Source organism: Variovorax sp. CCNWLW235 (assembly GCF_037204085.1).
Taxonomy (GTDB): domain Bacteria; phylum Pseudomonadota; class Gammaproteobacteria; order Burkholderiales; family Burkholderiaceae_C; genus Variovorax.
Window position 1 is genome coordinate 76,427 of the sequence record NZ_JBBCBW010000003.1, and the last position, 25,834, is coordinate 102,260.

Genomic DNA, 25,834 nt, shown 5'->3' on the forward strand with positions numbered 1-25,834 from the left:
ATGAACGCCAGCATGCACAAAGAGACCGCCGCCACAGACATTGCCGCGCACCTGCACCCCTTCACCAACCTTGCGACGCATCCGCAGGTCGGCCCGCTGGTGATCCAGTGCGGCGACGGCATCTTCGTGGAAGACGACCAGGGCCGCCGTTATCTCGAAGCCATGTCGGGCCTGTGGTGCGCTTCGCTGGGCTTCAGCAACGCACGCCTGGCCAAGGCCGGCAGCGAGGCACTGCACGGGCTGCCGTACTACCACACGTTCAACGGCCGGTCGAACCCGGCCGCGATTGCGCTGGCCGAAAAACTGATTGCACTGGCGCCGGTGCCGATGTCGAAAGTGTTCTTCGCCAACTCGGGCTCGGAGGCCAACGACTCCGCGGTCAAGCTGGTCTGGTACTACCACAACGCCATCGGCAAGGCCGAAAAGAAGAAGATCATTGCGCGCCGCAATGCCTACCACGGCGTCACTGTCGCGGCCGCGAGCCTGAGCGGATTGGTGCCGAACCACCGCGACTTCGACTTGCCGATCGACCGCATCCTGCATGTCGATTGCCCGCACCATTTCCGCTATGCCGAATCCGGCGAAACCGAGGAAGACTTCGCGACGCGGCTGGCCGCTGCGCTCGAGCAGCGCATCCTCGACGAAGGCCCCGAGACGGTCGGCGCCTTCATCGCCGAACCCGTGATGGGTGCGGGCGGCGTGCTGGTGCCGCCGGTCACCTACTTCGACAAAGTGCAGAAGGTGCTGGCGAAGTACGAGGTGCTGCTGATCGCCGACGAGGTGATCTGCGGCTTTGGCCGCACCGGCGAAATGTTCGGTTCGACCACCTTCGGCTTGAAGCCCGACATCCTGACCGCGGCCAAGGCGCTCTCGTCGGGCTATGTGCCGATCTCGGCCGTGATGGTCAGCGAGAAGGTGCATGCGGCGGTGGCTGCCAACAGCGGCAAGATCGGCACCTTCGGCCACGGCTTCACCTACTCGGGCCATCCGGTAGCCTGCGCCATTGCGCTCGAGACGCTCAAGGTCTACGAAGACGAGAACATCGTCGCGCACGTGCAATCGCTTGCACCGCAGTTTCAGCAAGGGTTGCAGAGTTACGCCGGGCGCAAGTACGTTGGCGAGGTGCGCGGCGTGGGGCTCATCGGCGCAATCGAGCTGTATGCCGACCCCGCAAAGCGCACGGCCTTCGATCCCGCGCAGAAGGCGGGCGCACGTCTTGCCGAACTCGCGCTGGCGCAAGGGCTCATCGTGCGCGCGATGGGCGATTCGATTGCCTTCTGCCCGCCGCTCATCATCACGGCCCAGCAGGTCGACGACATGTTCGCGCGCTTCGGCCGCGCGATGGCGATCTTCGAAGAGAGCTTCGCGTGAAGGCCTTCTTCACCGACGAGCAGCTGCTGCACGACCCGCAGCAGTTCATGCGGCTGGGCCGCATCTGCAAACCGACGGATCTGCCGAGCCGCGCGCATGCGCTGCGCGACGCGCTGGCCCTGCGCGGCATTGCGCTGACCGAGCCGCACGACTACGGCCGCGCGCCGCTCGAAGCCGTGCACAGCGTCGACTACCTCGACTATCTTGAAACCGCCTATGCGCTGTGGCGCGAGCTGAAGGTGCCCGGCGTGGAGCCCGGCATCGAAGTGCTGCCGAATCTCTCGCCCTACTACAACGGCACGCCGGGCGTGGCGCGCCCGCCCTGCCCCTCGCCTTCGCTGGTGGCGCGCACGGGCTACTACATCAGCGACCTTTCGTGCCCGCTTGGCCCGCACACCTGGCGCTCGATATTGCGTTCGGCCCACACCGCGGTGGCCGCCGCCGACGCGGTGCTGGAAAGCGGCGACGCGGCCTATGCACTGTGCCGCCCCTCGGGCCATCACGCGCACCGCGACCGCGCGGGTGGCTTCTGCTATATCAACAACAGCGCCATCGCGGCGCAGCGGCTCTGGGAGCGGCACGGACGGGTGGCGGTGTTCGACGTGGATGCACACCACGGCGACGGCACGCAGAACATCTTCTATGCGCGCGATGACGTGCTGACCGTATCGACGCATGCCGACCCCTCGGGCTACTACCCGTTCTACACCGGCTACGCGCACGAGCGCGGCGTGGGCGCGGGCGAAGGCTTCAACCTGAACCTGCCGCTCGCGCACGGTGCGGACAACACGGCGTTCCTGCAGGCGGTGGACCAAGGCGCGGCTGCGCTACGCGAGTTTGCGCCCAAGGCACTGGTGCTCGCGCTGGGCTTCGACAGCTACAAGGACGACCCCATCAGCGTGCTGAAGCTCGACCTCGACGCCTACCGCCACATCGGCGAACGCGTCGGCGCGCTGAAGCTGCCTACCGTGGTGGTGCAGGAAGGCGGCTACATGGTGGAGGCCATCGGCCCTGCGCTCGACAATTTCCTGCGGGGCTTCCAGGCCGCGCGATGAGCACCACCGCCACGGCTCTCGCGTTGCGCCCAGCGGGCTCCAGGAGCGCCGGCGTGGCGCTGTTCTTCTGCGCGCTGGTGGCCTTTGCCTCGTACGACGCGTTCTGCAAGTACATGCTGCAGTTCTATCCGGCGCCCTTCGTCAATGTGATGCGCTACATCGCGGTGAGCGGCGTGGCCTTCGCGGCGCTGCTGCGCCACGGCGACCTGCGCATGTGGCGCACGCCGCAAAAGCCCCTGCTGCTGCTGCGCGGGCTGATGCTCGCGACGGTGGCCACCTGCTTCATGACGGCGCTCATCTGGATGCCGCTGGCCGAAGCCACCGCCATCTACTTCACCGCGCCGCTGCTGATGGTGGCGCTGTCGCCGTGGCTGCTGGGCGAGCAGGTGCGGCGCAGCCGCTGGGTGGCCGTGACGGTCGGCTTTGGCGGCATGCTGCTGATCGTGCGGCCGGGCGCCGACTTGCCTTTGCTGGGCACGGTGCTCATGGCCGTGGCGGCCGTCTGCTACGCGATCTTCCAGTTGCTCACACGGCGGCTCGCGGGTTTGGTCGCGGGGCCGGTGCAGTACGCCTGGACCGCGTTGATCTGCTTCGTCGTCACGCTGCTGCCCGCGCCCTTCTTCCTGCCCGCCCACCAGCCGCCTTGGGGCGACGTGGCGCTGCTGCTCGCGGGTGGCGCCTGCAGCGCGGCGGCGCAGTGGCTGCTGCTGGCCGCCTTCGAGCGCGTCGAGGCTTCGACGCTGGCGCCGCTCAACTACTTCCAGCTGCTGCTGGCCGTCGCCTTCAGCACCTTCTGGTTCCGCCGGCCGCCCGACGCGATTGCGATGGCCGGCATTGCACTGATCATGGCGGCGGGCATCTACCTGGCGCGGGCGGGGCGGGGCCTGAAGACCGCACCGGCCGCGCCAGATGCCATCCGGTGAAGAATCGCCCCTGGCGCACACCAATGACGAGACAAGCAACATGGCAATTTCCACAATTTCTCCTCCTCCTTCTGCCGACGCGGCCCTGTTCGAATCGGTCGAGTCGACCGACCTCGTCGGCCTGGTCGAGGCCCAGCTGACGCGCGCCATCGTCGAAGGCCGCCTGGCGCCCGGCAGCCGCATCGTCGAGGCCGACATCGCGCGCCGCATGGGCGTGAGCCGCGCGCCCGTGCGCGAGGCAGCGCGGCGGCTCGAGCGCCAGGGCGTGCTGGTCGCCAAGCCGCGCCACGGCTTCGCGGTGCGCACCATCAGCGTGCAGGAGATCGACGACCTGTTCGAGGTGCGCCTGAGCCTGGAGCTCACCTCGATCGAGCTGGCCTGCCGCAAGGCCGACGACGCGGGCATCGCGCGCGTGCAGGCGCTGGTCGAGGCCATGGTGCGCGAGGCCAACACGCAGCCGCAGCACCACCGCATCGCCAACGACCTAGCGCTGCACACGCTGATCTGCGAGCTGTCGGGCAATGCGCATCTGCACCGCATCTTCATGAACACGCAGACCGAGATGCAGATGATCATCGCGCTGATCGACGCGGTCTACCACGACCCCACCGCCATGGCCGAGACCCACCGCCCCATCGTCGATGCGTTGGTGCGCCGCGACCCCGAGGCCGCCAAGGCCGCGATGCGCGTGCACCTGGAAGACGCCTGGCAGCACGTGCGCGCGCTGTTCGTGAAGCAGCACGGCGCCGCGCCCCTTCCCGCCAATGCCTGAGACCGGAGAAACACGCCGATGAAAGTCGTCTACAGCGACACCCACAAGGACCACGACCCGCAGCTCTTCATGGTGCGCGGCAAGCTCAAGCGCAGCAACGAGCAGCCCGAGCGCGCGTTCCGCTTGCTCGAGGCGGTGCAGCAGGACGGCCACGAGATCGTTGCCACGCGCGACTTCGGCGCCGGCCCGCGCGCCGCCATCCACACGCCCGAGTACCTGCGCTTTCTGGAAACAGCCTACGCGCGCTGGCAGCTGCTGGACGACCCTTCCGAAGAGGTGATGCCCAACATCCATCCCTTTCCGGGCCAGCCCTGCACCTACCCCGACAGCGTGGTCGGCCAAGCCGGCTTCCACATGGGCGACAACGCCTGCTCCATCGGCGCGCGCACCTGGGAGGCCGCCATTGCCTCAGCGAACATGGCCACGCATGCGGCGCAGCTGGTGCTCGATGGCGAGCGCGCGGCCTATGCGCTGTGCCGCCCGCCCGGCCACCACGCGTATGCCGACCGCGCCAATGGCTTCTGCTACCTCAACAACGTGGCGATTGCCGCACAGCACCTGCGCGGCGTGCATGACCGCGTGGCCATCCTCGACATCGACGTGCACCACGGCAACGGCACCCAGGGCATCTTCTACCGCCGTGCCGACGTGCTGACCATCTCGCTGCACGGCGATCCGCGCAACTTCACGCCCTTCTTCATCGGCCATGCGCACGAGCGCGGCGAAGGCGAAGGCCTGGGCTACAACATCAACAAGCCGCTGGCGCTGGGCACCGACATCGACGGCTACCTGCCCGCGCTGCGCGATGCCTGCAACAGCATTCGCGCTTATGCGCCCGGCGCGCTGGTGGTGGCGCTGGGGCTCGACGCGCACGAGCGCGATCCGTACAAGGGCATGAAGATCCAGACCGCCGGCTTTGCGGTGCTGCTGGCCGAGATCGCGCGGCTGGGCCTGCCCACGGTGCTGGTGCAGGAAGGCGGCTATCTCTCCGACGACCTCGGCCCGAACATCGCGAGCGCGCTGCGCGGTTTCGAGAGTGCTGCATGACGACCATGGATTTCGCCGATGCGCAGGTGCTCAGTGAGGCCTCGCCCGCGCTCGACGACAACTGGGTGCGCGAGCTCGCGCACGAGCGCTACGGCATCGAAGGCGAGATGAAGCCGCTGACCGGCGAGCGCGACCGCAACTACCGGCTGGAGCGAACAACCGACGGCGCTCGCTTCATGCTGAAGATCTCGCACCCCGCCGAGACCGCGCTGGTCGCCGACTTCCAGACCCAGGCCCTGCTGCATCTCGCGGCCACCGACCCCGGCCTGCCGGTGCAGCGCATCGTGCCGGCGCGGGATGGCGCCGCCTCCTTCGTGTGCGACCCGGGCGACGGCTTGCCGCGCGTGGTGCGCCTCTTCACCTACCTGCCCGGCCTGCCGCTGCCCGAGGCGCCGCGTACGCCGTTGCAACAGCAAAACCTCGCGCGCATGCTGGCCCGGCTCGACGTCGCGCTCGCGGGCTTCGACCACCCGGCGGGCGATCTGCCGCTGCCCTGGGACCTGCAGCGCGCCGACAGCGTGCGCGGCCTGCTCGCGCATATCGCAGAGCCGGAGCGCCGTGCGCTGGCCGCCGCCGCGCTCGACCGCTTCGAGCACGACGCCAAACCGGTGCTGCGTACGCTGCCCGCGCAGCCGATCCACAACGACTTCAACATCTACAACGTGCTGGTCGACCCGGCCGACACCGACCGCATTGCCGCGATCCTCGACTTCGGCGACATGGTGCGCGCGCCGTGCATCAACGACCTGGCCGTGGCCGCCGCCTACCAGGCCGGCACCGGCGACGACCCGCTTGCGGCCGTCGTGCCGTTGGTCGCCGCGTACCACGCGGTGCGGCCGCTATCGCCGGCCGAGGTCGGCGTGCTGTTCGACCTGATCGCCGCGCGGCTCGTGATGGTGGTCGCCATCAGCGGCTGGCGCGCCGCGCGCTATCCCGAGAACGCGCCTTACCTGCTGCGCAACAACCCGCTGTCGTGGGCGAGGCTGCAGGCCTGCGAGCGCGTCGGCACCGCAGCCGCTACAGCAGCCTTTCGCCGTGCGTTGAACCTCTGAGAGATCGCCCATGACCACCCTCGCCCCTTCCACCCAGGCACTCGTCGAGCGCCGCGCGCGCGTGCTCGGCCCGGCCTATCGCCTGTTCTACGAAACGCCGCTGCACCCGGTGCGCGGCGAGGGCGTGTGGCTGTACGACGCCGACGGCAAACGCTATCTCGATGCCTACAACAACGTCGCCTCGGTCGGCCATTGCCATCCGCATGTGGTCGAGGCCATCGCGTGCCAGGCTGGCGTACTCAACACCCACACGCGCTACCTGCACGAAGGCGTGCTCGACTACGCCGAGCGGCTGCTCGCCACCATGCCGCCCGAGCTCGCGAACGCCATGTTCACCTGCACCGGCAGCGAGGCCAACGACCTCGCGATGCGCATTGCACGTGCGCACACCAAGGCCGAGGGGCTGATCGTCACGCGCTTCGCGTACCACGGCGTCACCGCGTCGATCGCCGAGGCCTCACCATCGCTCGGCAAGTTCGTGCAGCTCGGCGATGCGGTGCGCACTGTGCCCGCACCCGACAGCTATCGCACTGCGCTTGGCGAACTGGGCCGTGCTTTCGCGAACGGCGTGCGTGAGGCCATCGCGGACCTCAATGCGCACGGCATGCGCCCCGCTGCGCTGATGGTCGACACGGTGTTTTCAAGCGACGGCATCTTCACCGATCCGCCCGGTTTCATGGCCGAGGCGGTCGAGGCAGTGCGCGACGCCGGCGGCGTCTTCATTGCCGACGAAGTGCAGCCCGGCCTGGGACGCACCGGCGACGCGTTCTGGGGTTTCCAGCGGCATGGCGTGGTGCCCGACATCGTCACCATGGGCAAGCCGCTCGGCGCCGGCCATCCGCTGGCGGGCCTTGCGGTGCGGCCCGAGGTGCTGGCTGCCTTCGGCCGCGAGTGCCGCTACTTCAACACCTTCGGCGGCAACCCGGTGTCGATGGCTGCGGGCATGGCGGTGCTCGACGTTGTCGAGCGCGAAGGCTTGATGGCCAATGCGCAGCGCGTCGGCGGTTACCTGCGTGCGCGGATCGCGAAGCTCGCCGAGCGCCACGCGTTGATCGGCAATGTGCGCGGCGCGGGGTTGTTCGTGGGTGTGGAGCTCGTCGCGGACCGCCGGGCGCGCACGCCCGCCACCGCGGAAACCGCGCGCATCGTCAACGGCCTGCGCGAGCGGCAGGTGCTGCTGAGCGCCACAAGCGAAAACGCCAACACGCTCAAGATCCGCCCGCCGCTGGTGTTTACCGAGGCTCATGCCGACCTGCTGGTCGAGACGCTGGACCAGGTGCTGGCCGGCCTCTGACCGATTGCCTCGTTGCCGCGCATGGCGCCGCGCGCCACCTTGCGCCAGAATCGTTCGCCCCTACGACCACTTGCCACCATGAACATCGTCGACTCCTTTGCCAGCCATGCTCCCCGCTTCGTCGATATCCGACGCGACATTCACGCCCACCCCGAACTTGGTTTCGAAGAGCATCGCACCTCCGAAAAGGTGGCGAGCCTGCTCGCCGAATGGGGCATTGAGGTGCACCGCGGCATTGCCGGCACCGGGCTCGTCGGCGTGCTGCGCAAAGGCACCGGTACACGCACCATCGGCCTGCGCGCCGACATGGACGCGCTGCCGATGCACGAGGCCAACGAGTTCGCCCACAAGTCGACCCACGCCGGCCGCATGCATGCCTGCGGCCACGACGGCCACACCACCATGCTGCTGGCCGCGGCATGGCACCTGTCGCAGCAGGGGCCGGATGATTTCGACGGCACCGTGCATTTCATCTTCCAGCCCGCCGAAGAGATGGGCAAGGCCGGCGCCAAGAAGATGATCCAGGACGGCCTGTTCGATCGCTTTCCGTGCGACGCCGTCTTTGCGCTGCACAACTTTCCGGTGGGCGACGTGGGCCGCTTCGCGCTCAACGAAGGCGCACTGATGGCGTCGAGCAATACCTACAAGATCACCGTCCGTGGGCGTGGCACGCACGCCTCGATGCCGCACACCGGCATCGATCCGGTGGCCGCGGTGGTCACGCTGGCGCAGCAGCTGCAGACCATCGTGCCACGCACCATTCCGAGCACCGAGCGCGCCCTGCTCGCGGTCACGCAGCTGCAGGGTTCCGATGCGCCCAACGTGATTCCCGACGTGGCCACGGTCGGCGGCACCATCCGCACCTTCTCGATCGACGCCATCGACAAGATCGAAGCCCGCCTGCGCGAGGTGGCGGCGGGTGTGGCTGCGGCGCACGGCTGCACGGCCGAGGTTTTCTTCAACCGCTCTTCACCACCGGTGGTCAACCATGCGGCCGAGGCGCGCTTTGCCGCCGGAGTGATGCGCGAGGTGGTGGGCGACGACATGGTGACCGACAACTTTCCTGCCGTGATGGGGGCCGAGGACTTCGCGCACATGCTGCTCGCGCGGCCCGGCTGCTACGCCTTTCTGGGCAATGGCGATGGCGACCACCGGCTCGACGGCCACGGGCCCGGCCCTTGCATCATCCACAACACCTCGTTCGACTTCAACGACGAGATCATTCCGATCGGCGCCAGCTACTTCGTGAAGCTGGTACAGCGCTGGATGCCGTCGGGCGCCTGAAATTTCTTACTGCCAACGATGATGAAAGCGGCCACTCCGATGACCCCGACCCTGTTCACCCGGCGTTCGCTGGCTGCCCTTGCAGCCGCCGCGACGCTCGGCGCCCTCGTGCTGCCCGTCCACGCGCAGCAGCGAGTGATCCACATCGTCGTGCCCTTTGGCACCGGTGCGGTGCAAGACACCGTGGCGCGTGCCTTCAATGCCGAGCTTGGCGCGGCACTCAATGCCAACGCGATCGTCGAGAACCGTGCGGGCGCGGGCGGCACGGTGGGCGCGGCCGCCGTGGCCAAGGCGCCGCCGGACGGCAACACGCTGGTGCTCGCCGCCGCGAGCCACAACATTGCGGGCTTTCTGTACAGCAAGCTCTCGTACGACCCGCTAAAGGATTTCGTGGGCGTGGCCAACATCGGCAACGCGGGCTATGTGCTGGCGGTGGCGAGCGGGCTCAACGTGTCGAGCACGGCCGACTTCATCAAGGAGGTGAAGGCCAACCCGGGCAAGTACAACTACGCCTCGGCCGGCAACGGCAGCGCCACGCATCTTGCAATGGCGTCTTTCCTCGCCAAGGCGGGGCTGGAGATGACGCACATTCCGACCAAGTCCACGGGCGAGGCGGTGAACGAAGTGCTCGCGGGTCGGGTGCAGGCGGTCATTTCCTCGAGCATCGGCGTGATGGGTTTTCAGGCGGACCCGCGCATGAAGCTGCTCGCGTCCACCGGCAAGGCGCGCAGCCCCTTCCTGCCCAGCCTGCCGACCGTGGCCGAGAGCGGGCTCCCGGGCTACGCCTTCGATTCATGGATCGGCCTGCTCGCACCTGCCGGCACGCCCAAGGCCGAGGTCGAGCGCCTGAACGCGGCCACCAACAAGGTGCTGGCCGATCCGGTGATCCAGGAGCGCTTCAAGCGCCTGGGCGTGGAGCCCCGCACGCAGAGCGCCGAGGAGTTTCAGAAGCTGTTGCGCGCGGATTGGGATGCGATGGGCGTGGTGGTGAAAGCTTCGGGTGCCAAGATCGACTAGGCGGACATTACAAGACTCCCCTTGTTTTTACGTGATACAAGCCACGGCCTATATGGAGAAAAAATAAGCTAGATCTTGTATATTGACAAAACAAGCCAGGGGCGATAACTTGCTTGCAAGATGGACTATCCCCTTCGCTTCGTCGACCAGCTGCGGCCTCACCTGAAGGCGCTACGGAAAAAGCGTGGCCTGACACAGGCGCAAGCCGGTGCGCTCGTCGGTGTCAGCCAGGCACGCATCGCGGAAATTGAAGCGAATCCCGGAGCTGTCAGCCTCGAACAGCTGGCAAAGCTCCTGTCGACCTTGGGCGCGACCTTCTTCCTGCGGGAAGACACGCCTTCGGGCGGCGTTCTGTACGCGAGGGAGGAGCCCTCGACAACATATGAGCCGCTCCAGAACGCAGCCGTGAACCTTCCGGCGGGGCCGTGGACGACCCGGCAGATGAGTGATGGCTCCGTGCTGGTCACGCTGTCTCCCGGGGAGACTGGCGCTCCGGCGCCCCAATCGGCTGCACCGGGCACATTGCTACGGCAGCTCCAAGCCCTGAACCCGGACAAGGACGTCAAACCCACGTCGCGCCGCAACTTCGTCATCCGGCCAAAGACGGGCTCCTGGTAATGCAGGCGCTGAATGCGTGGATGAACGGTGAACTGGTCGGCACCTGGCTTGTCGATCGCGATTCCCATACTTTCCGGTACCACCCGCGGTGGCTCGAGTCGCCCCGGCAGCGATCGCTGTCGCTGTCGATCCCGATCAACAGCACGCTCGAAGTCCGCGGCGACGTGGTCAGGAACTACTTCGACAACCTGCTGCCGGACAACATCGCAGTCCGGGTGCGCCTGGGCCGTCGCTTCAAGCTCAAGGACATCGGCACCTTCGACCTGCTCGAAGCCATTGGGCGCGACTGCGTCGGTGCCGTGCAGCTGCTGCCCGAAGGAGCCGCGCCCGAGGGCTGGAGGGCCATGAACTGCGAGCCTCTCGGCGACAACGAAATTGCCGAGCTGCTGCGCACCGTTCCGTCCGACGCCACGCCGGAAAGCATGCGTGACGAAGACCTGTTTCGCATCTCTCTTGCCGGCGCCCAGGAGAAGACCGCCCTGACCCGCTGGAACGGTGCATGGTGCCGCCCGCACGGCGCCACGCCCACCACGCACATCATCAAGCTGCCGCTTGGGCTCATCGGTGGCTCCCGGCGCGTGGACGCATCCGACTCGGTGCAGAACGAATGGCTGTGCGCGCAGATCGTCGAGGCGCTTGGCCTGCCTGTGGCGCCTACATCCATTGCGACCTTCGAGGGCCAGACGGTTCTGGTGGTGGAGCGCTTCGATCGCGAGTGGATGGAGGGCGGCACATGGATCGCGCGCCTGCCGCAAGAAGACTTTTGCCAAGCCATGGGTCTGCCGTCGACCAGGAAGTACGAGCAAGACGAAGGCCCCGGCATGCCCAATTGCCTGCAGCTCCTGCAAGGAAGCCGGAGCGCCGACGATCGCACCCGGTTCCTCCTGACCCAGCTGGCCTTTTTTCTTCTGGCGGCGACAGACGGCCACGCCAAGAACTTTTCGGTTCGCCTGTACCAAGGCGACGTCTACGACATGACGCCGCTCTACGACATCATTTCGATGTGGCCTTATTTCGGCAACGGGCCCAACCAGTTCCAGCCGCGCAAGGCGGGCCTGGCGATGGCGGTTCGTTCCAAGAACAAGCACTACGTTTTCCACACCATCCACACGCGTCATTGGCACCAACTGGCAATGAAGAACGGCGGCCTTGAGGTGTGGAACGCCATGCTGGACATGGTGGAGTCGTTGGACGAGGCACTGGGCGAAGTAGAGGCCCTGTTGCCAGCCGACTTCCCCGTACGAACCTGGGAAGCCATTTCGCAGGGCATGCGAAGCGAAGCCGAGCGTTTTCGCTCAGGGCTTGCCGACATCGGCAACGCCGGCGCGCCGCGCGTCGGATAAGACCCCCACCACGCAGGTCTTGGGCGAGCCGGCCTTGTGCCCACCGCCGCGGCAAAGCAGAAATGTCTTGACGATATATTGTTAATATATTTAAAGTGCGCCTGATTTCCACCGCACACCTCAGGAGCACCATCCGTGACCAATCCCCGCTGGCAAGGCATCTTTCCCGCCATTACCACCAAGTTCCACGCCGACGAAAGCATCGATGCCGAGGGCACCGCGCGGCACATCGATTTTCAAATCCGCAACGGCATCCACGGCCTGGTCACCTGCGGTTCGCTAGGTGAAGCGAGCACGCTCTCGCTCGAAGAAAAGCTGCAGGTTGCCAAGATCGCGCTCGAAGCCGCGGACGGCCGCATTCCGGTGCTGGCGAATGTGTCCGAAACCAGCACGCGCGAAGCGCTGCGCTATGTGGACGGAGCCAACAAGTTGGGCGTGGCGGGCTTCATGGTGATGCCCTCGGTGATCTACGTGGCCGATGCGCGCGAGGCAATGCTGAACGTGCGCACCATCGCCAATGCGGCGCAAAAACCCATCATGGTCTACAACAACCCGGTGGCCTACCGCGTGGATCTGAAGCCCGAGCACATGGTCGAACTGGCGGACTGCGAATGGATCGCGGCCATCAAGGAGAGCACGGACAACATCCGCCGCATCACGGACCTGCGCAACACAGTGGGCGACCGCTACCAGCTGTTTTTGGGTGTGGACGACCTGGCATACGAAGGGCTGGCGCTGGGCTGCGACGGCCTGCTGGCCGGCGTCGGCTGCGCTTTTCCGCGCGAGACGGTGGCGCTGTACGACCTGATGAAGGCCGGCAAGTTTGCCGAAGCGCTGAAGCTCTACCAGTGGATGACGCCAATGCTGCACCTGGACGTGTCGACCAAGCTGGTACAGAACCTGAAGCTGATCGACGCACTGGTGGGCGTGGGCAGTGAGCACATGCGCCGCCCGCGGCTGCCGCTCATCGGCGAGGAGCGCGCGGCTGTCGAGGCAATCGTGAAGAAGGCGCTGGCAACGCGGCCTGTGCAGTACCAGTCGGTTATGTAATAACCGCTCTTTTCGTTGTTCCCAACCTAGGAAGAAGCATGAAGACAAAAGTAGGCATGGTTCCGTTCATCGGCCTCGTGGGCCTGGCCGCCCTCGCCCTCGCAGGCCACGCCGGTGCGCAAGAGCAGGTCGTCAAGATCGGCCACAGCGGTCCTCTCTCCGGTCCCAATGCATTCGCGGGCAAGGACAACGAAAACGGCGTGCGCCTTGCCATCGAGGAACTCAACGCGAAGAAGATCACCGCCGGCGGCAAGACGCTGAAGTTCGAGCTGGTGTCCGAAGACGACCAGTGCGACGCCAAGACCGGCGTGAGCGTTGCGCAGAAGTTCGTGGACGACGGCGTCAAGTACGTCATGGGCCCGTACTGCTCGGGCGTGGCCATTCCGGCTTCGCGCATCTACGCCAGCGGTGGCACCATGGTCTCGACCGTGGGCACCAACCCGAAGGTCACGCAGGGCGGCTACAAGAACCTGTACCGCATCATCGCGAGCGACAACCAGATCGGCTCCAGCATGGCCGTGTACGCGGCCAAGGTGCTCAAGGTCACCAAGGTGGGCGTGATCGACGACCGCACCGCCTTCGGCCAGGGCCTTGCGGAAGAGTTCACCAAGGAGGCGAAGAAGCAGGGCCTCACCATCGTCGGCCAGGAGTTCACCACCGACAAGGCCGTGGACTTCACCGCCATCCTCACCAACATGAAGTCCAAGGCGCCCGAAGCAATCTTCTTCGGCGGCTACGCGCCGCAGGCCGCCCCCATGGCGCGCCAGATGAAGCAGCTTGCCGTGCCCGGCAAGCTGCTGGGCGGCGACACGGTGTGCAGCCCGGCCACCGGCAAGCTCGGCGGCGACGCGGTCAACGACCTGGTGTTCTGCGCACAGGGCGGCTCCATTCTCGAAAAGGCGCAGAGCGGCCCGGCCTTCAAGGCCAAGTTCAAGAAGCGCTTCAACGTCGATGCAGACGCGTATGCGGCTTCGTACTACGACCAGGTGATGTTCATCGGCGAATCGATGCAGAAGGCCAACTCCATCGACCCCGACAAGGTGGGCGCCGAGCTTTACAAGACCACCTACAAGGGCGTGGCCGCAACCTACGCATACGACGAGCAGGGCAACATGAAGCAAGCGCCGATCACGGTGTACACCTTCAAGAACGCAGCGCCCGTTCCCCTGGCCAGCTACTGAGCCGAAGAAAGACATGCAGCGCATCCAGATCGTCGATTCGCACACGGGCGGCGAGCCCACGCGCCTGGTTGTTGGCGGGTTCCCCGACCTGGGCGCCGGCAGCATGGCCGAGCGCCGCGCGCTGCTGGCCGAGCAGCACGACAAGTGGCGCGCCGCCACGGTGCTAGAGCCGCGCGGCAGCGACGTGGTGGTGGGCGCGCTGCTGTGCGAGCCCGTGTCCAGGGACGCAGCGGCCGGCGTGATCTTCTTCAACAACGCCGGCTACCTCGGCATGTGCGGCCACGGCACCATCGGCTTGGTGGCAAGCCTCGCGCACATGGGGCGCATCGGCGTGGGCGAGCATCGCATCGAGACGCCCGTGGGCACCGTCACGACCACGCTGCATGCCGATGGTTCGGTGAGCGTGCGCAACGTGCCCGCCTACCGGCATCTTCACCAGGTGGCCGTCAAGCTGCCGGGCCATGGCACCGTGTGCGGCGATGTGGCTTGGGGCGGCAACTGGTTCTTCCTGGTGAGCGATCACGGCCAGCGCGTGGCCAGCGACAACCTTGCGGCGCTGACCGGCTACACCGAGGCACTTCGCAAGGCGCTTTCGGCGCAGGGCATCACGGGCGCGGAAGGCGCGGAGATCGATCACATCGAACTCTTTGCCGATGACGACAGCGGCGCGGACAGCCGCAACTTTGTGCTCTGCCCCGGCAACGCCTACGACCGCTCGCCATGCGGCACTGGCACCAGCGCCAAGATCGCCTGCCTTGCAGCCGACGGCAAGCTCGCGCCGGGCGAGGTGTGGACGCAGGCCAGCGTGATCGGCAGCCGCTTCGAAGCCAGCTACACGGTGGAAGACGGCAAGGTCATTCCAACCCTGCGCGGTCGGGCGCACATCAGCGCCGAAGCCACGCTGCTGATCGACGACAACGATCCTTTCGGGTGGGGCATCCGGATATGAAGCTCGCCCCCAGTCTTCACGCACTTCGTGTCGCTACGCCAACCCCCTACCGGGGGCAACACCAGCGGCCCGGCAAAGCCGGTTCCGCGGTGTTCCGCGAAGTGCAATAGGCCGTGCACGCCGATGTCATCGTCATAGGTGCCGGCATCGTCGGTGCCGCTTGCGCGCATGCGCTGGCACAAACCGGCCGCCGCGTGCTGGTGCTCGACGCGCGCAGCGGCGGTGCCACCGGCGCCGGCATGGGGCACCTGGTGGTGATGGACGACAACCCGGCCGAACTTGCACTGAGCAGCCATTCGACGGCGCAATGGCGCGCCCTGGCGCCGCGCATGAGCGAAGACTGTGCATACAGCGCCTGCGGCACCCTGTGGATTGCCGCGAACGAAGAAGAGATGGCCGAGGCCGAACACAAGCAGCAGCGACTGCGGATGCACGGCATCGAGAGTCGTCTGCTCGATGGAGCAGCACTGGCGCGCGCCGAGCCAGCGCTTCGCAACGGCCTTGCAGGCGCGCTGGAAGTGCCTGGCGACGGCATTCTGTATGCGCCCAATGCAGCGCGCTGGCTGCTCGCGCAGGCCGGGGATTCGGTTCGCGTCGAACATGCGAAGGTCGGTGAGATTGAAGTCGATGGCACGCTGCGGCTGGTTGACGGCAGCCGCCGCACCGCGCTGCAGATCGTGCTCGCCAACGGCATCGAGGCGACCACGCTGTGTCCCGAACTGCCGATCCGCCCCAAGAAGGGCCACCTGCTGATTACCGACCGCTATCCGGGCACCGTGCATCACCAGCTCGTCGAGCTCGGGTACGTGACCAGCGCGCACCACAGCGATGGCGATTCGGTCGCCTTCAACGTGCAGCCGCGGCCTACGGGGCAACTGCTGATCGGTTCCTCGCGCCAGTTCGACACCACCGATCCAGCCGTCGAGGCGCCGATGCTCGCGCGCATGCTGCAACGAACGCTCGAGTACCTGCCCGGCCTTGCGGATCTCACCGCCGTGCGCTCCTGGACCGGCATGCGCGCCGCTACGCCCGACGGGCTGCCCCTGCTGGGCAAGCATCCGTGGCGCGAGAAGCTCTGGCTCGCGGTCGGCCACGAAGGCCTGGGCGTGACGACCGCACCGGGCAGCGCACATCTGCTCGCGGCACTGATGAACGGCACTGCGCCTCAATTCGATGCGGCGCCCTATGCACCGCGCGGCCTTGCCGTGGAGAAATGCGCATGAGCGGCGAGACATCGCTGCACATCGATGGCCGCCTGGTCCGCGTAAAGGCGGGAACCTCGGTGGCCGCGGCATTGCGCATCGCCGACGGCATGGGCGTGGCGCGCACCTCCGTCTCGGGTCAGCCGCGCGCCCCGTTCTGCGGCATGGGCGTGTGCCAGGAATGCCGTGTGCGGGTCGACGGACGCGGCATGCTGGCCTGCCAGACGTTCTGCGCCGAAGGCATGCAGGTGGAGACCACGGCATGACCACAATGGCGCTGGAGCATTGCGATCTGTTGATCGTCGGCGCGGGCCCCGCGGGCATGGCCGCCGCGGTGGCGGCGGCGCCCAGCGGCGCATCCATCGTGGTGATAGACGACAACCCCGCGCCCGGCGGCCAGATCTGGCGCGACGGTCCCGGCGCCGCCCTGCCGCCCGCCGCGCGCAGGTGGCGCGAGGCACTGGAGCGCCACGCCAACATCCGCGTGTGCAGCGGCACGCGCGTGATTGCTGCGCCCGCGCACGGCGAACTGCTGCTCGAAGATGCCGTGCGCGGTTGGCGCATGCAGTGGAAGAAGCTGATTCTCTGCACCGGCGCGCGCGAGCTGCTGCTGCCTTTTCCGGGCTGGACACTGCCCGGCGTCACTGGCGCGGGCGGCTTGCAGGCGCTCATCAAGGCGGGCTTGCCTGTCGAAGGCGAGCGCATCGTCGTTACGGGCAGCGGGCCTTTGCTGCTCGCAGCCGCGGCTACCGCGCGCGCCGCGGGCGCAAAGGTCGTGCGCATCGCCGAGCAGGCCTCGCTTGCGGCGGTGGCCGGTTTTGCCGTCAACCTTCTGCGCTGGCCGGGCAAGGCTGTTCAAGCCTTGGCGCTGGGCGATGCGCAATACCGCACCTCGTCGCGCATCGTCTCCGTTCAGGGCCGTGGCCGGGTCGAATCGGTCCTGCTCCGCCAAGGCGGGCGCGAGGTGCAGATCGAATGCGATCGCGTGGCGTGCGGCTTTGGCCTCACACCGAACACGCAACTCGGCCAGATGCTCGGCTGCGCCCTTGCGCCTGCAGAAACGGGTGCGCCGGCGCTGGCGGTCGATGCCTTGCAGCGCACCAGCCTGCCCGGTGTTTACGCGGCCGGCGAATGCACCGGCTTCGGCGGCAGCGAACGCGCGCTTGCGCAGGGCACCATCGCCGGCTACGCAGCAGTCGGCAATGAACGCGCCGCAACGCGGCATGAGCACGAACGTGCCCGCTGGAATGCCTTTGCCGCACAGTTGCATCGAAGCTTTGCGCTGGCCCCCGGCATCCGCCAGATGCCGCAGCCCGACACCCTGGTGTGCCGCTGCGAAGACGTGCCGCTTTCCGCCCTGGCCGGCTGCAGCGGCTGGACCGACGCCAAGCTGCATCGCCGATGCGGCATGGGGGCCTGCCAGGGCCGCGTGTGCGGCGATGCGGCGCAGTTCCTCTTCGGCTGGACGCCGCCTTCGCCACGGCCGCCGCTCTCGCCGGCGCGCATTGCGACCCTGGCAGGCCTCGCGGCCCGCGGCAACGATGTGGACCGACAATGAAACCGAAGCAGCTTCAGAAGAAAAAAACCATGGCCCCTCCGAAGACCGTCTCCCGCCCCCAGCCCAAGCGACGGGCCGCCGACCTCGCCTACGACGCGATCGAGACGCTGCTTTCCACCATGCAGCTGGAGCCCGGCAGCCAGGTGGTCGAAGCCGACCTGGCCGAGCGCACGGGCCTCGGCCGCACCCCGGTGCGAGAAGCGCTGATGCGCATGGTGTCGATCGGCCTCATCGTGCAGCAGCCGCGCCGCGGCCTGCTGGTGTCGACCATCGACCTGGCTGACCACCTCGACGTGATCCAGACCCGGCGGGTGCTCGAACTGCTGATTGCGGCGTGTTCGGCGCGCCGCGCCACGGCGTTGCAGCGCAAGGAGATCGTGCGCTGCGCCGAGGTGATGGTCGAGGCCGCCCAGCGCGGCGATTTGAACGACTACATGCAGGCCGACCGCGCGCTCGACCTCGTCAATCACCAGGCGAGCCACAACGATTCGGCGGTGAAGGCGGTGATTCCGCTCATCGTGCAGTGCCGGCGCTTCTGGTACGCCTACCAGCATGAAGGCGAGATCGTCGAAGGCGCCAATGCGCACCTCGAACTGGCACAAGGCATTGCGACCGGCGACGAGGCCGCGGCCGTGGCGGGCGCCAACCGGCTCATGGACTACCTCGAGGTTTTCGCCCGAAAAATCATCGACAAGTAGGCCGAAGGGCCTCGCGGCCAACACCGGGGAACTACGCGTGATCTGCCGGGGCCTCCGGCGCATACTGGCCCGATGGCTGTCGCACCCCGCGCCCAACCCGAAGATTTCTTCACCGCCGAAGAGTGGCAGTCGCTCACCAGCCGTTCGTCATGGAAGGGCCTGTGGCTGGTTGCGCACTGCTGGGGCGTCATCGGCGCCGCAATGCTTGTGGGCATCGTGTGGCCCTGGACTGTGCCGCTCATGGTGCCGATCGTCGGCGCGCGGCAACTGGGGCTCTTCATCCTCATGCACGACGCCGCGCACGCGGGATTGCACCGCAACCGCAAGGTCAACGACTGGGTGGCTTACTGGCTGTGCTCGTCCACGCTGCGCGACTACCGGCCGTATCACCTGCAGCACCACCGCTTCGTGCAGCAGACCGAAGACCCGGACCTCGTGCTGTCGGCGCCCTTTCCCATCACGCGTGCCTCGATGTGGCGCAAGGTCGTGCGCGACCTGAGCGGCCAGACCTTCTATAAGCAGCGCTTCGGCCATGTCGCCGAAGGCATCCGGAATCGTGCGCCGGGTGAATCGGCGCTCAAGGTCTTCGGGCGTGAACTCGCTAAGGACCGGCGCTTTCTGGCCGGCAACGGCCTCGGCTTTCTCGTGTTTGCATTGGCGGGCTTCTGGTGGGCCTGGCTGCTGATGTGGCTGCTGCCCATGGCCACCTGGCTGCCGCTCGTGAGCCGTGTGCGCAACATCGCCGAGCATGCGCTGGTGGCGCAGAACGAGGCCGACCCACTGCGCCAGGCGCGCACCACGCGTGCCGGCTGGCTCGAACGCGCGCTGGTGGCGCCCTATTGGGTCAACTACCACTGCGAACACCACATGTTCACCAGCCTGCCCTGCTGGAGCCTGCCGAAGGCGCACCGGCTGCTGCAGCGACGCGGCGCAACTGCGCGCATGGAAGTGCAGCCCGGCTACCTGAGCCTGTTGAAGCGCGCGGCCTCGGCCCAGCCGGCCTAGCGCGTTGCGGGCCGTGCCAGCGACGCCGGCGGTGCACCGCGCTGCGCATGCTGGCTGAGCCAGATGCTCGCGATCACGACGACGATGCCCACGATCTGCGGTACAGACAGGCTCTGCCCGAGCAGCGCCCAGCCCAGGATCACGGCGGTGACGGGGCTCAGGAAAGTCAGCGGCGCGACCGCCGACGATTCCAGCCGGGCCACGCCGCGGAACCAGACGATGTAGGTCAGCGCGGCACCCACCAGGCCGAGCCAGGCAAAGCCGATCCAGTTTGCCGCGCTGAGCGCCGGCAGCGGTGGCTCCAGCCACAGCGCCACCGGCAGCAGGAGCAGCCCGCCCGCGGTCAGTTGCCAAGCGGTGAAGGTCAGTGCCGAAACCGGCGGCTGCCAGCGGCGGCTCAGCACCGTGCCGAAGGCCATCGACACCGCGGCGGCAAAGGCCGCGGCGATGCCGAGCGCATCCAGTGCGGCATTCGGCGTGAGCACCAGCAGCGCCACCCCGCCGATGCCGACGACCGCCGCCGCCACTGAAAGTGCGCGCACGGCCGACCCGAGGAAGAAGCTCGCAAGAAACACCACGAAGAGCGGCTGTACCGACGTGATCGTTGCCGCCACCCCGCCTGGCAGGCGATACGCCGCGACGAACAGCATCGCCCAGAGGATCGAGAAGTTCAGCGCCCCCAGCACGAAGATGCGGCTCCACCAGGCGCGCTCGGGCAGCCGACGGACGATCAGGAGCAGCAGCAGCCCCGCCGGCAGCGCGCGCAGCAGCGCCACCGTCAACGGGTAGTTGGCAGGCAGGAGTTCGGTGGTGACGATGTAGGTGCTGCCCCAGATCGCGGGCGCGGTCGCGGTGAGGAGGACGTCGGTGGTTCGGCTGGTCATTCGGTTCGATGCGGTGCGCTAGCTGCCCGCCTGTTCAGGCTCCGGCCCGGGCCAGCCCAGCAGTTCGGCCAGCCGCTGCACGATCCATCCCGCCTCGGCGGGCGACACGCCGGATTCGGGCGTGGCCAGCCCGGCGTGGATGCGCCGCAGGATCTCGCTTTCGACCGGCACCTCGGTGTGGTGCTGGATTTGCGCGTGGCCCACGAGATGGTTGGCCAGGTCTTCGCAGATCTCGTAGCGCTCGCGCACCACGCCGATGGGCTCCAGCAGGCGCTGGCGCGCGTCGCTGTACACCGCGAAGAACGAGGGCGGAATGAAAATCTGGTTGTCGTCGGACATCGCGCGTGCACCTGTGGCTGCCCCAATGACAAAACGCGCCCGGGGGCGCGTTCGTCGTGGCCCTTGCGAGCCGGCGGGGGCTGCTGGATCAGCCGCCCTTCTTGGCGCGCTTGCCGGGGTTCTTCTTGCTGCGCGTGGCGGTGCCGCGTTCCAGGCTGACCTTCTGGCCGCCACCGGACCTGGGCACGGCGTAGCCGGGCAGGGGCGTCGGCTTCGGGGTGGCAACGCGGTCGGCTTCGGTACGAATTTTCTTGGGCATGAAAAGCTCGGGTAAAAAAAGTGATGTTCGAGGCTCAATTAGGCCACAGCGGGGATTTTGCCTGCCAGAAGCCGAAGCAACGGGCATGACAGGGTTTCTTTCAGAGTTCCAGCAGGCGCACTTTCACGCTCTTGCCCTTGACGCGGCCGCTCGAGAGCTTGCGCGCCGCTTCGGCCGCAATGCCGCGCTCCACGGCCACGTAGGTCGAGAACTCGTTGACGTTGATCTTGCCGACCTGCTCCTTGGTGTAGCCGCAGTCGCCGGTGAGCGCGCCCAGCACGTCGCCGGCGCGGATCTTTTCTTTTCGGCCGCCCACGATCTGCAGCGTGGCCATGGGCGGGCGCATCTGCTCGCCCTTGCCGGGCGTGAGCTCGGCCAGGTCGTGCCATTCGGATTCGCGGCCCTGCAGCTGCTCGATCTTGCCGACGCTGCCCATCTCGTCCATGCTGGCCAGGTTGAGCGCAAGGCCCTCGGCGCCGCCCTGCTGGCCCACGCGGCCGGTGCGGCCGACGCGGTGGATGTGAATTTCGGAATCGGGCGTCACGTCGACGTTGATCACCGCTTCGAGCTGAGCAATGTCCAGCCCGCGCGCGGCCACGTCGGTGGCCACCAGCACCGAGCAGCTGCGGTTGGCAAACTGCACCAGCACCTGGTCGCGCTCGCGCTGTTCCAGTTCGCCGAACAGCGCCAGCGCGCTGAAGCCCTGGGCCTGCAGCACCTCGACCAAATCGCGGCACTGCTGCTTGGTGTTGCAGAAGGCGAGCGTGCTCACGGGGCGGAAATGGTCGAGCAGCAGGCTCACGGCGTGCAGCCGCTCGCTTTCCTTCACCTGGTACCAGCGCTGGCGGATCTTGCTGCCTTCATGCTGCGCCTGCACCGTGATCTGCTCGGGGCTCTTCATGAACTGCTGCGCGAGCTTGGCGATGCCTTCAGGGTAGGTGGCCGAGAACAGCAGCGTCTGGCGCTCCTTCGGGCACTGGCGCGCGACCTTCACGATGTCGTCGAAAAAGCCCATGTCGAGCATGCGGTCGGCTTCGTCGAGCACCAGGGTGTTGAGCGCCTCGAGGTTCAGGTTCTCGCGCTCCAGGTGGTCCATGATGCGGCCCGGCGTGCCGACCACGATGTGCGCGCCGTGCTCCAGGCTGGCAATTTGCCCGCGCAGCGCAACGCCGCCACAAAGCGTGACCACTTTGATGTTTTCTTCAGCGCGCGCCAGGCGCCGGATTTCGGTCGTGACCTGGTCGGCCAGTTCGCGCGTGGGGCACAGCACCATCGCCTGGATGGCGAAGCGGCGCGGGTTCAGGTTGGAAAGCAGCGCCAGGGCAAAGGCGGCGGTCTTGCCGCTGCCGGTTTTTGCCTGGGCGATCAGGTCCTTGCCGAGCAGCGCCGGCGGCAGCGCGGCGGCCTGGATGGCCGTCATCTGCGTGTAGCCGAGCTGCGTGAGGTTGGCCAGCATCTGGGGCGAGAGCGCCAGCGTGGCAAAGCCGTGGTCGGCCTGGGCCTGGGCTGGGGAGCCGCCGGCTGTGGAATTGGTCGTGGTCATCGTTCGGCAGCCGGACCCGGAAAAACAAAGGCCTTGCCGGCACCCTTCGCGGGGTGCTGCAAGGCCCTTCGTCCGTCGCGGATCAGCGGCGAGGTGCGTTGTTGTTGCCGGAGTTCGTCGGCGGCGGGCCGCGGCGCTCCAGGTGGCGGAAGGTGATACGGCCCTTGGTCAGGTCGTAAGGCGAGAGCTCGAGCGACACCTTGTCACCCGCCAGGATGCGGATGTGGTGCTTGCGCATCTTGCCGCCGCTGTAGGCGATCAGCTGATGGCCGTTGTCGAGCGTTACGCGGTAGCGCGAGTCGGGCAGGACTTCGGTCACTGCGCCGTTCATTTCGATCAGTTCTTCCTTGGGCATGTGTGATTACCTCTGACTCGTTCGATGTGTGTTGGATATGAAGATGGGCGTAATTGTTTCAGCCTGCGCACGAAAGCGCGAGCGGGGCAGCGCTGCGGGGGCTGCTGCTTTCGCGCACCCAGCAAAGACCCTCGTCGACGGCGTAGCGCACCGCGGCGGCGTGGCTGGCAAAGCGCGGCGTGAAACGCATCACGCGGTCGTGCATGCCGCTGCCCCGGCCGGAGCGGATCGAGACGGAAGCGGCGTACTTGCCGTCGTCCTGGTGGCGAATGAGCGGAGAAACAAGGTACTTGCCCACCGCGATACTGTGTTGAATGATGTCCATGAAGCCTTGGCACCCTGCGCGAAAAGTGTGCGCAAAATGCCGAAAAATTGATTGAAAACGGGCGTGGGCCGGCCAGAACGGCGCGGCGGACGCGCTATTCGCTTCAACAAGAACGAAGGCAGTGGTGGCAATCATGGGCGCCCGGTCTGGCGCTCCAACACACTGTGAAGCCGGCTTGAAAGAAAAAGGCCTGAAAAATCCAAGGGACGGTGCAGGTCAGCCGGCGGAGTGACGAAAAGTGCTTCGTCGTGGTATCGAAACGAACCCGACATTATAGCCCGCGGGGCATGACAGTTGCTTGTCTTAAAAACAACGATTGCATGAAATAGCTGCCTGCGCCCGCCGTTTACGCATCGAATGCTATCAAAAATGTAGCATCAACCGATGCCGAGCATCCGCTTGTTCGCCGCTACGTCGATGCCGCCGGCCGCAAAGTCGTCGAACGCGCGCTCGGCCACGCGGATGATGTGGTCGGCAATGAAGGCCGCACCCTCGCGCGCGCCGTCTTCCGGATGCTTGATGCAGCACTCCCATTCGAGCACCGCCCAGCCCGGAAAGTCGTACTGCGCCATCTTCGAGAAGATGGCGCCGAAGTCGACCTGCCCGTCGCCCAGCGAGCGGAAGCGGCCGGCGCGGTTGATCCAACTCTGGAAGCCGCCGTACACGCCCTGCTTGCCGGTCGGGTTGAACTCGGCGTCCTTCACGTGGAAGATCTTGATGCGCTCGTGATAGTGGTCGATGTAGGCCAGGTAGTCGAGTTGCTGCAGCATGAAGTGGCTCGGGTCGTACAGCAGGCACGCGCGCGGATGGTTGTTCACGCGCTCCAAAAACATCTCGTAGCTCACGCCGTCGTGCAGGTCTTCGCCGGGATGGATTTCGTACCCCACGTCCACACCCGCCGTGTCGAAAGCGTCAAGGATCGGCCGCCAGCGGCGCGCGAGTTCGTCGAAGGCTTCCTCGATGAGTCCCGGCGGACGCGGCGGCCACGAATAGAGATACGGCCAGGCCAGCGCACCCGAGAAGGTGGCGTGCGCCGTGAGGCCCAGGTTGGCCGAGGCCTTGGCCGCGAAGTGCAACTGCTCCACCGCCCATTGCTGGCGCCGCACCGGGTCGCCGCGCACCTCGGGCGCCGCAAAGCCGTCGAAGCCTGCGTCGTAGGCGGGATGCACCGCGACCAGCTGGCCTTGCAGGTGGGTCGAGAGTTCGGTGATCTCGATGCCGTGCGCGGCGAGCGTGCCCTTGACCTCGTCGCAGTAGGTCTTGCTCTCGGCGGCTTTTTTCAGATCGAACAGGCGCGCGTCCCAGCTGGGGATCTGCACGCCCTTGTAGCCCAGGCCGGCGGCCCAGCCGGCAATGGCGTCGAGCGAGTTGAACGGGGCTTCGTCTCCCGCGAACTGGGCCAGAAAAATGGCCGGGCCCTTGATCGTCTTCATGGCTTTGTCTTCCTTCTTGGTCGTGGCAGCGTTGAAAGCATACTTGGCGTGTCGTCCGACCCCGTGCGAGAGGCCAAAGCGCCAAAATGGACTTTCCTTTTCGCACTGCACCCGCTGCCAGCATCGCGATGCCACAACCCGTTTCCGCCCGGCTGAAGATCGGCCTGTCCGCCTGCTTTTCCCACGCGGACCCGGCGCGCTCGCTGTTCACCAACAAGACGCTGCAGTACGTCGAGCAGTCGATCGCGCACTGGCTCATGTCGGCCGGCGCCATGGTGGTGATGGTGCCTTGCCCCACGGGCGAAACGGCGCGCGGCGACACCAAGCTCTCGCACTACGCCGAATGGCTCGACGGCGTGGTGATGCACGGCGGCGCCGACGTGTGGCCGGGCAGCTATGGCGAGGTGCCGCTCAAGGACGCGTGGGTGGGCGACCGCATTCGCGACCTGTACGACCTGGCGCTGGTCGAAGCCTTCGAGCAGGCCGGCAAGCCGATCTTCGGCGTGTGCCGCGGGCTGCAGCTGATCAACGTGGCCTTTGGCGGCACGCTCTACCAGGACATCGAGGCGCAGCACGAGCACCCCGAAACCATCCGGCACCGCGACCCGGTGACCTACGACCAGAACTTCCACCAGATCGAGATCGTGGAGGGCACGCGCCTGGCCAAGCTCTACCCCGAGGTGAAGACCGCCAGGGTCAACAGCATTCACCACCAGGGCGTGAAAGACCTTGCGCCGGGTTTCGAGATCGAGGCCTGGAGCCTGCCCGACCGCGTGCCCGAGGCCATCCGCCGTAGCTCCGACAGGGGCCGCAGCTACATCGCCGCCACGCAGTGGCACCCCGAATTCCATAAATACGGCAGCACCGAGACGGTGGACGACACGCCGATCCTGCACGACTTTCTGTGGGCATGCGCCACCGCGAAGGTGGCGCCGCGTACCGTGCCGGATGCAGGGCATGGCCGGATCCGCGACCGCGCGGCGCGGGTGCTGCGTCAGGCGCTGCTGCGGCGCTGACCGAGCGCCGACCGAAGAGGAGAGGCCGGCTAGCGCCGTTCGGAACGGTTCGTGCTGCCGCTGACGCCGGCGTCGATGGTGCCGAACACCGTGACGCCGCTGCCTGACGACGACGCGGCGCGGTCACTGCTGCCGGCCGACCCCGTGCCGGCGCAGCCCGCTACCAGGACGCCCATCGCAATGGCAAGAACAGCTGCAATGAATGGCTTCACAGAATCTCCAGGAAGTTTGACTTGGCCCACTATAGGCGCGGGGCTCGTC

The 25,834-nt window shown here is 67.0% G+C and carries 28 protein-coding genes; 20 read left to right on the top strand and 8 right to left on the bottom strand.

Features of this window, described 5'->3' with window-relative positions:
- The 19 genes from V9L21_RS05095 (at position 1) to V9L21_RS05185 (ending at position 19,419) form a co-directional block, all read left to right on the top strand.
- Positions 1 to 1,371 carry an aspartate aminotransferase family protein gene (locus V9L21_RS05095; protein WP_337309710.1) on the top strand — a complete coding sequence of 457 codons (1,371 nt, stop codon included), beginning with the start codon at positions 1 to 3 and terminating at the stop codon, positions 1,369 to 1,371.
- Positions 1,368 to 2,426 carry a histone deacetylase family protein gene (locus V9L21_RS05100; protein ID WP_337309712.1) on the top strand — a complete coding sequence of 353 codons (1,059 nt, stop codon included), beginning with the start codon at positions 1,368 to 1,370 and terminating at the stop codon, positions 2,424 to 2,426. Before V9L21_RS05095 ends, V9L21_RS05100 begins: the two co-directional genes overlap by 4 nt.
- Complete coding sequence (locus V9L21_RS05105; protein WP_337309714.1) at positions 2,423 to 3,349, top strand: DMT family transporter; 927 nt, start codon at positions 2,423 to 2,425, stop codon at positions 3,347 to 3,349. The genes V9L21_RS05100 and V9L21_RS05105 overlap by 4 nt, the downstream gene beginning before the upstream one ends.
- Entirely contained in the window at positions 3,336 to 4,121 is a 786-nt protein-coding gene (locus V9L21_RS05110; RefSeq protein WP_337309716.1) for a GntR family transcriptional regulator, read from the top strand. Before V9L21_RS05105 ends, V9L21_RS05110 begins: the two co-directional genes overlap by 14 nt.
- Positions 4,122 to 4,139: 18 nt before the next feature.
- Positions 4,140 to 5,168: a histone deacetylase family protein gene (locus V9L21_RS05115; protein ID WP_337309718.1), complete on the top strand. Its 1,029-nt coding sequence runs from the start codon at positions 4,140 to 4,142 to the stop codon at positions 5,166 to 5,168.
- Entirely contained in the window at positions 5,165 to 6,220 is a 1,056-nt protein-coding gene (locus V9L21_RS05120) for a phosphotransferase (RefSeq protein ID WP_337309719.1), read from the top strand. Before V9L21_RS05115 ends, V9L21_RS05120 begins: the two co-directional genes overlap by 4 nt.
- Before the next feature lie 10 nt (positions 6,221 to 6,230).
- Positions 6,231 to 7,514, top strand: a complete 1,284-nt coding sequence (locus tag V9L21_RS05125; RefSeq protein WP_337309721.1) for an aspartate aminotransferase family protein — start codon at positions 6,231 to 6,233, stop codon at positions 7,512 to 7,514.
- Between the two features lie 78 nt (positions 7,515 to 7,592).
- On the top strand, positions 7,593 to 8,798 hold the full coding sequence (locus V9L21_RS05130) for a M20 aminoacylase family protein (RefSeq protein ID WP_337309723.1): 1,206 nt from the start codon (positions 7,593 to 7,595) through the stop codon (positions 8,796 to 8,798).
- A gap of 39 nt (positions 8,799 to 8,837) precedes the next feature.
- The gene (locus V9L21_RS05135) at positions 8,838 to 9,815 is read left to right on the top strand and encodes a tripartite tricarboxylate transporter substrate-binding protein (protein ID WP_443304503.1); all 978 of its coding nucleotides are present in this window, start codon (positions 8,838 to 8,840) and stop codon (positions 9,813 to 9,815) included.
- Between the two features lie 120 nt (positions 9,816 to 9,935).
- A complete protein-coding gene (locus V9L21_RS05140; RefSeq protein ID WP_337309725.1) occupies positions 9,936 to 10,433 on the top strand; it encodes a helix-turn-helix domain-containing protein in 498 nt (165 codons plus the stop codon).
- The gene (locus V9L21_RS05145) at positions 10,433 to 11,776 is read left to right on the top strand and encodes a type II toxin-antitoxin system HipA family toxin (protein WP_337309727.1); all 1,344 of its coding nucleotides are present in this window, start codon (positions 10,433 to 10,435) and stop codon (positions 11,774 to 11,776) included. Before V9L21_RS05140 ends, V9L21_RS05145 begins: the two co-directional genes overlap by 1 nt.
- 135 nt (positions 11,777 to 11,911) lie before the next feature.
- Entirely contained in the window at positions 11,912 to 12,826 is a 915-nt protein-coding gene (locus V9L21_RS05150; protein WP_337309729.1) for a dihydrodipicolinate synthase family protein, read from the top strand.
- A gap of 38 nt (positions 12,827 to 12,864) precedes the next feature.
- Positions 12,865 to 14,007: a branched-chain amino acid ABC transporter substrate-binding protein gene (locus V9L21_RS05155; protein WP_337309731.1), complete on the top strand. Its 1,143-nt coding sequence runs from the start codon at positions 12,865 to 12,867 to the stop codon at positions 14,005 to 14,007.
- Between the two features lie 13 nt (positions 14,008 to 14,020).
- A complete protein-coding gene (locus tag V9L21_RS05160) occupies positions 14,021 to 14,956 on the top strand; it encodes a 4-hydroxyproline epimerase (protein ID WP_337309733.1) in 936 nt (311 codons plus the stop codon).
- A gap of 113 nt (positions 14,957 to 15,069) precedes the next feature.
- Positions 15,070 to 16,179, top strand: a complete 1,110-nt coding sequence (locus V9L21_RS05165; protein WP_337309735.1) for an NAD(P)/FAD-dependent oxidoreductase — start codon at positions 15,070 to 15,072, stop codon at positions 16,177 to 16,179.
- Positions 16,176 to 16,424 (top strand): (2Fe-2S)-binding protein, encoded by a 249-nt coding sequence (locus V9L21_RS05170; RefSeq protein ID WP_337309737.1) that lies wholly within the window; start codon positions 16,176 to 16,178, stop codon positions 16,422 to 16,424. Before V9L21_RS05165 ends, V9L21_RS05170 begins: the two co-directional genes overlap by 4 nt.
- Entirely contained in the window at positions 16,421 to 17,716 is a 1,296-nt protein-coding gene (locus V9L21_RS05175) for an FAD/NAD(P)-binding oxidoreductase (RefSeq protein WP_337309739.1), read from the top strand. The genes V9L21_RS05170 and V9L21_RS05175 overlap by 4 nt, the downstream gene beginning before the upstream one ends.
- 29 nt (positions 17,717 to 17,745) lie before the next feature.
- Positions 17,746 to 18,414, top strand: a complete 669-nt coding sequence (locus V9L21_RS05180; RefSeq protein WP_337309741.1) for a GntR family transcriptional regulator — start codon at positions 17,746 to 17,748, stop codon at positions 18,412 to 18,414.
- A gap of 72 nt (positions 18,415 to 18,486) precedes the next feature.
- The gene (locus tag V9L21_RS05185) at positions 18,487 to 19,419 is read left to right on the top strand and encodes a fatty acid desaturase family protein (protein WP_337309743.1); all 933 of its coding nucleotides are present in this window, start codon (positions 18,487 to 18,489) and stop codon (positions 19,417 to 19,419) included.
- On the opposite strand, the gene V9L21_RS05190 is transcribed toward V9L21_RS05185, so the two are convergent.
- The 7 genes from V9L21_RS05190 to V9L21_RS05220 all read right to left on the bottom strand — a co-directional run bounded on the left by V9L21_RS05190 (position 19,416) and on the right by V9L21_RS05220 (position 24,557).
- Positions 19,416 to 20,303 carry an EamA family transporter gene (locus V9L21_RS05190; protein WP_337309745.1) on the bottom strand — a complete coding sequence of 296 codons (888 nt, stop codon included), beginning with the start codon at positions 20,301 to 20,303 and terminating at the stop codon, positions 19,416 to 19,418. The genes V9L21_RS05185 and V9L21_RS05190 overlap by 4 nt on opposite strands.
- A gap of 18 nt (positions 20,304 to 20,321) precedes the next feature.
- Positions 20,322 to 20,642, bottom strand: a complete 321-nt coding sequence (locus V9L21_RS05195) for a hypothetical protein (protein ID WP_126749625.1) — start codon at positions 20,640 to 20,642, stop codon at positions 20,322 to 20,324.
- An 88-nt stretch (positions 20,643 to 20,730) separates the two neighbouring features.
- Positions 20,731 to 20,901, bottom strand: coding sequence for a hypothetical protein (locus tag V9L21_RS05200; protein WP_165442121.1), 171 nt, complete (start codon positions 20,899 to 20,901; stop codon positions 20,731 to 20,733).
- Positions 20,902 to 21,001: 100 nt separating this feature from the next.
- On the bottom strand, positions 21,002 to 22,444 hold the full coding sequence (gene dbpA, locus V9L21_RS05205; protein ID WP_337309748.1) for an ATP-dependent RNA helicase DbpA: 1,443 nt from the start codon (positions 22,442 to 22,444) through the stop codon (positions 21,002 to 21,004).
- An 82-nt stretch (positions 22,445 to 22,526) separates the two neighbouring features.
- Complete coding sequence (gene infA, locus V9L21_RS05210; protein ID WP_015867950.1) at positions 22,527 to 22,799, bottom strand: translation initiation factor IF-1; 273 nt, start codon at positions 22,797 to 22,799, stop codon at positions 22,527 to 22,529.
- Positions 22,800 to 22,857: 58 nt separating this feature from the next.
- The gene (locus tag V9L21_RS05215; protein ID WP_337310082.1) at positions 22,858 to 23,124 is read right to left on the bottom strand and encodes a hypothetical protein; all 267 of its coding nucleotides are present in this window, start codon (positions 23,122 to 23,124) and stop codon (positions 22,858 to 22,860) included.
- A 377-nt stretch (positions 23,125 to 23,501) separates the two neighbouring features.
- Positions 23,502 to 24,557 carry a sugar phosphate isomerase/epimerase family protein gene (locus V9L21_RS05220; protein ID WP_337309749.1) on the bottom strand — a complete coding sequence of 352 codons (1,056 nt, stop codon included), beginning with the start codon at positions 24,555 to 24,557 and terminating at the stop codon, positions 23,502 to 23,504.
- 128 nt (positions 24,558 to 24,685) lie between these two features.
- On the opposite strand from V9L21_RS05220, the gene V9L21_RS05225 reads away from it, so the two are divergent.
- Positions 24,686 to 25,573, top strand: a complete 888-nt coding sequence (locus tag V9L21_RS05225) for a gamma-glutamyl-gamma-aminobutyrate hydrolase family protein (protein WP_337309751.1) — start codon at positions 24,686 to 24,688, stop codon at positions 25,571 to 25,573.
- Positions 25,574 to 25,602: 29 nt separating this feature from the next.
- Here V9L21_RS05225 and V9L21_RS05230 read toward each other — a convergent pair whose 3' ends face one another.
- Positions 25,603 to 25,785: a hypothetical protein gene (locus V9L21_RS05230; protein ID WP_258503028.1), complete on the bottom strand. Its 183-nt coding sequence runs from the start codon at positions 25,783 to 25,785 to the stop codon at positions 25,603 to 25,605.
- Between the last annotated feature and the right edge of the window lie 49 nt (positions 25,786 to 25,834).

Coding starts and splice junctions, on each gene's coding strand:
- V9L21_RS05095 (WP_337309710.1), top strand. CDS start 1: ATGAACGCCAGCATGCACAAAGAGACCGCCGCCACAGACATTGCCGCG.
- V9L21_RS05105 (WP_337309714.1), top strand. CDS start 2,423: ATGAGCACCACCGCCACGGCTCTCGCGTTGCGCCCAGCGGGCTCCAGG.
- V9L21_RS05110 (WP_337309716.1), top strand. CDS start 3,336: ATGCCATCCGGTGAAGAATCGCCCCTGGCGCACACCAATGACGAGACA.
- V9L21_RS05115 (WP_337309718.1), top strand. CDS start 4,140: ATGAAAGTCGTCTACAGCGACACCCACAAGGACCACGACCCGCAGCTC.
- V9L21_RS05120 (WP_337309719.1), top strand. CDS start 5,165: ATGACGACCATGGATTTCGCCGATGCGCAGGTGCTCAGTGAGGCCTCG.
- V9L21_RS05125 (WP_337309721.1), top strand. CDS start 6,231: ATGACCACCCTCGCCCCTTCCACCCAGGCACTCGTCGAGCGCCGCGCG.
- V9L21_RS05130 (WP_337309723.1), top strand. CDS start 7,593: ATGAACATCGTCGACTCCTTTGCCAGCCATGCTCCCCGCTTCGTCGAT.
- V9L21_RS05135 (WP_443304503.1), top strand. CDS start 8,838: ATGACCCCGACCCTGTTCACCCGGCGTTCGCTGGCTGCCCTTGCAGCC.
- V9L21_RS05140 (WP_337309725.1), top strand. CDS start 9,936: ATGGACTATCCCCTTCGCTTCGTCGACCAGCTGCGGCCTCACCTGAAG.
- V9L21_RS05145 (WP_337309727.1), top strand. CDS start 10,433: ATGCAGGCGCTGAATGCGTGGATGAACGGTGAACTGGTCGGCACCTGG.
- V9L21_RS05155 (WP_337309731.1), top strand. CDS start 12,865: ATGAAGACAAAAGTAGGCATGGTTCCGTTCATCGGCCTCGTGGGCCTG.
- V9L21_RS05160 (WP_337309733.1), top strand. CDS start 14,021: ATGCAGCGCATCCAGATCGTCGATTCGCACACGGGCGGCGAGCCCACG.
- V9L21_RS05170 (WP_337309737.1), top strand. CDS start 16,176: ATGAGCGGCGAGACATCGCTGCACATCGATGGCCGCCTGGTCCGCGTA.
- V9L21_RS05175 (WP_337309739.1), top strand. CDS start 16,421: ATGACCACAATGGCGCTGGAGCATTGCGATCTGTTGATCGTCGGCGCG.
- V9L21_RS05180 (WP_337309741.1), top strand. CDS start 17,746: ATGGCCCCTCCGAAGACCGTCTCCCGCCCCCAGCCCAAGCGACGGGCC.
- V9L21_RS05185 (WP_337309743.1), top strand. CDS start 18,487: ATGGCTGTCGCACCCCGCGCCCAACCCGAAGATTTCTTCACCGCCGAA.
- V9L21_RS05190 (WP_337309745.1), bottom strand. CDS start 20,303: ATGACCAGCCGAACCACCGACGTCCTCCTCACCGCGACCGCGCCCGCG.
- V9L21_RS05195 (WP_126749625.1), bottom strand. CDS start 20,642: ATGTCCGACGACAACCAGATTTTCATTCCGCCCTCGTTCTTCGCGGTG.
- V9L21_RS05200 (WP_165442121.1), bottom strand. CDS start 20,901: ATGCCCAAGAAAATTCGTACCGAAGCCGACCGCGTTGCCACCCCGAAG.
- dbpA (WP_337309748.1), bottom strand. CDS start 22,444: ATGACCACGACCAATTCCACAGCCGGCGGCTCCCCAGCCCAGGCCCAG.
- infA (WP_015867950.1), bottom strand. CDS start 22,799: ATGCCCAAGGAAGAACTGATCGAAATGAACGGCGCAGTGACCGAAGTC.
- V9L21_RS05215 (WP_337310082.1), bottom strand. CDS start 23,124: ATGGACATCATTCAACACAGTATCGCGGTGGGCAAGTACCTTGTTTCT.
- V9L21_RS05220 (WP_337309749.1), bottom strand. CDS start 24,557: ATGAAGACGATCAAGGGCCCGGCCATTTTTCTGGCCCAGTTCGCGGGA.
- V9L21_RS05225 (WP_337309751.1), top strand. CDS start 24,686: ATGCCACAACCCGTTTCCGCCCGGCTGAAGATCGGCCTGTCCGCCTGC.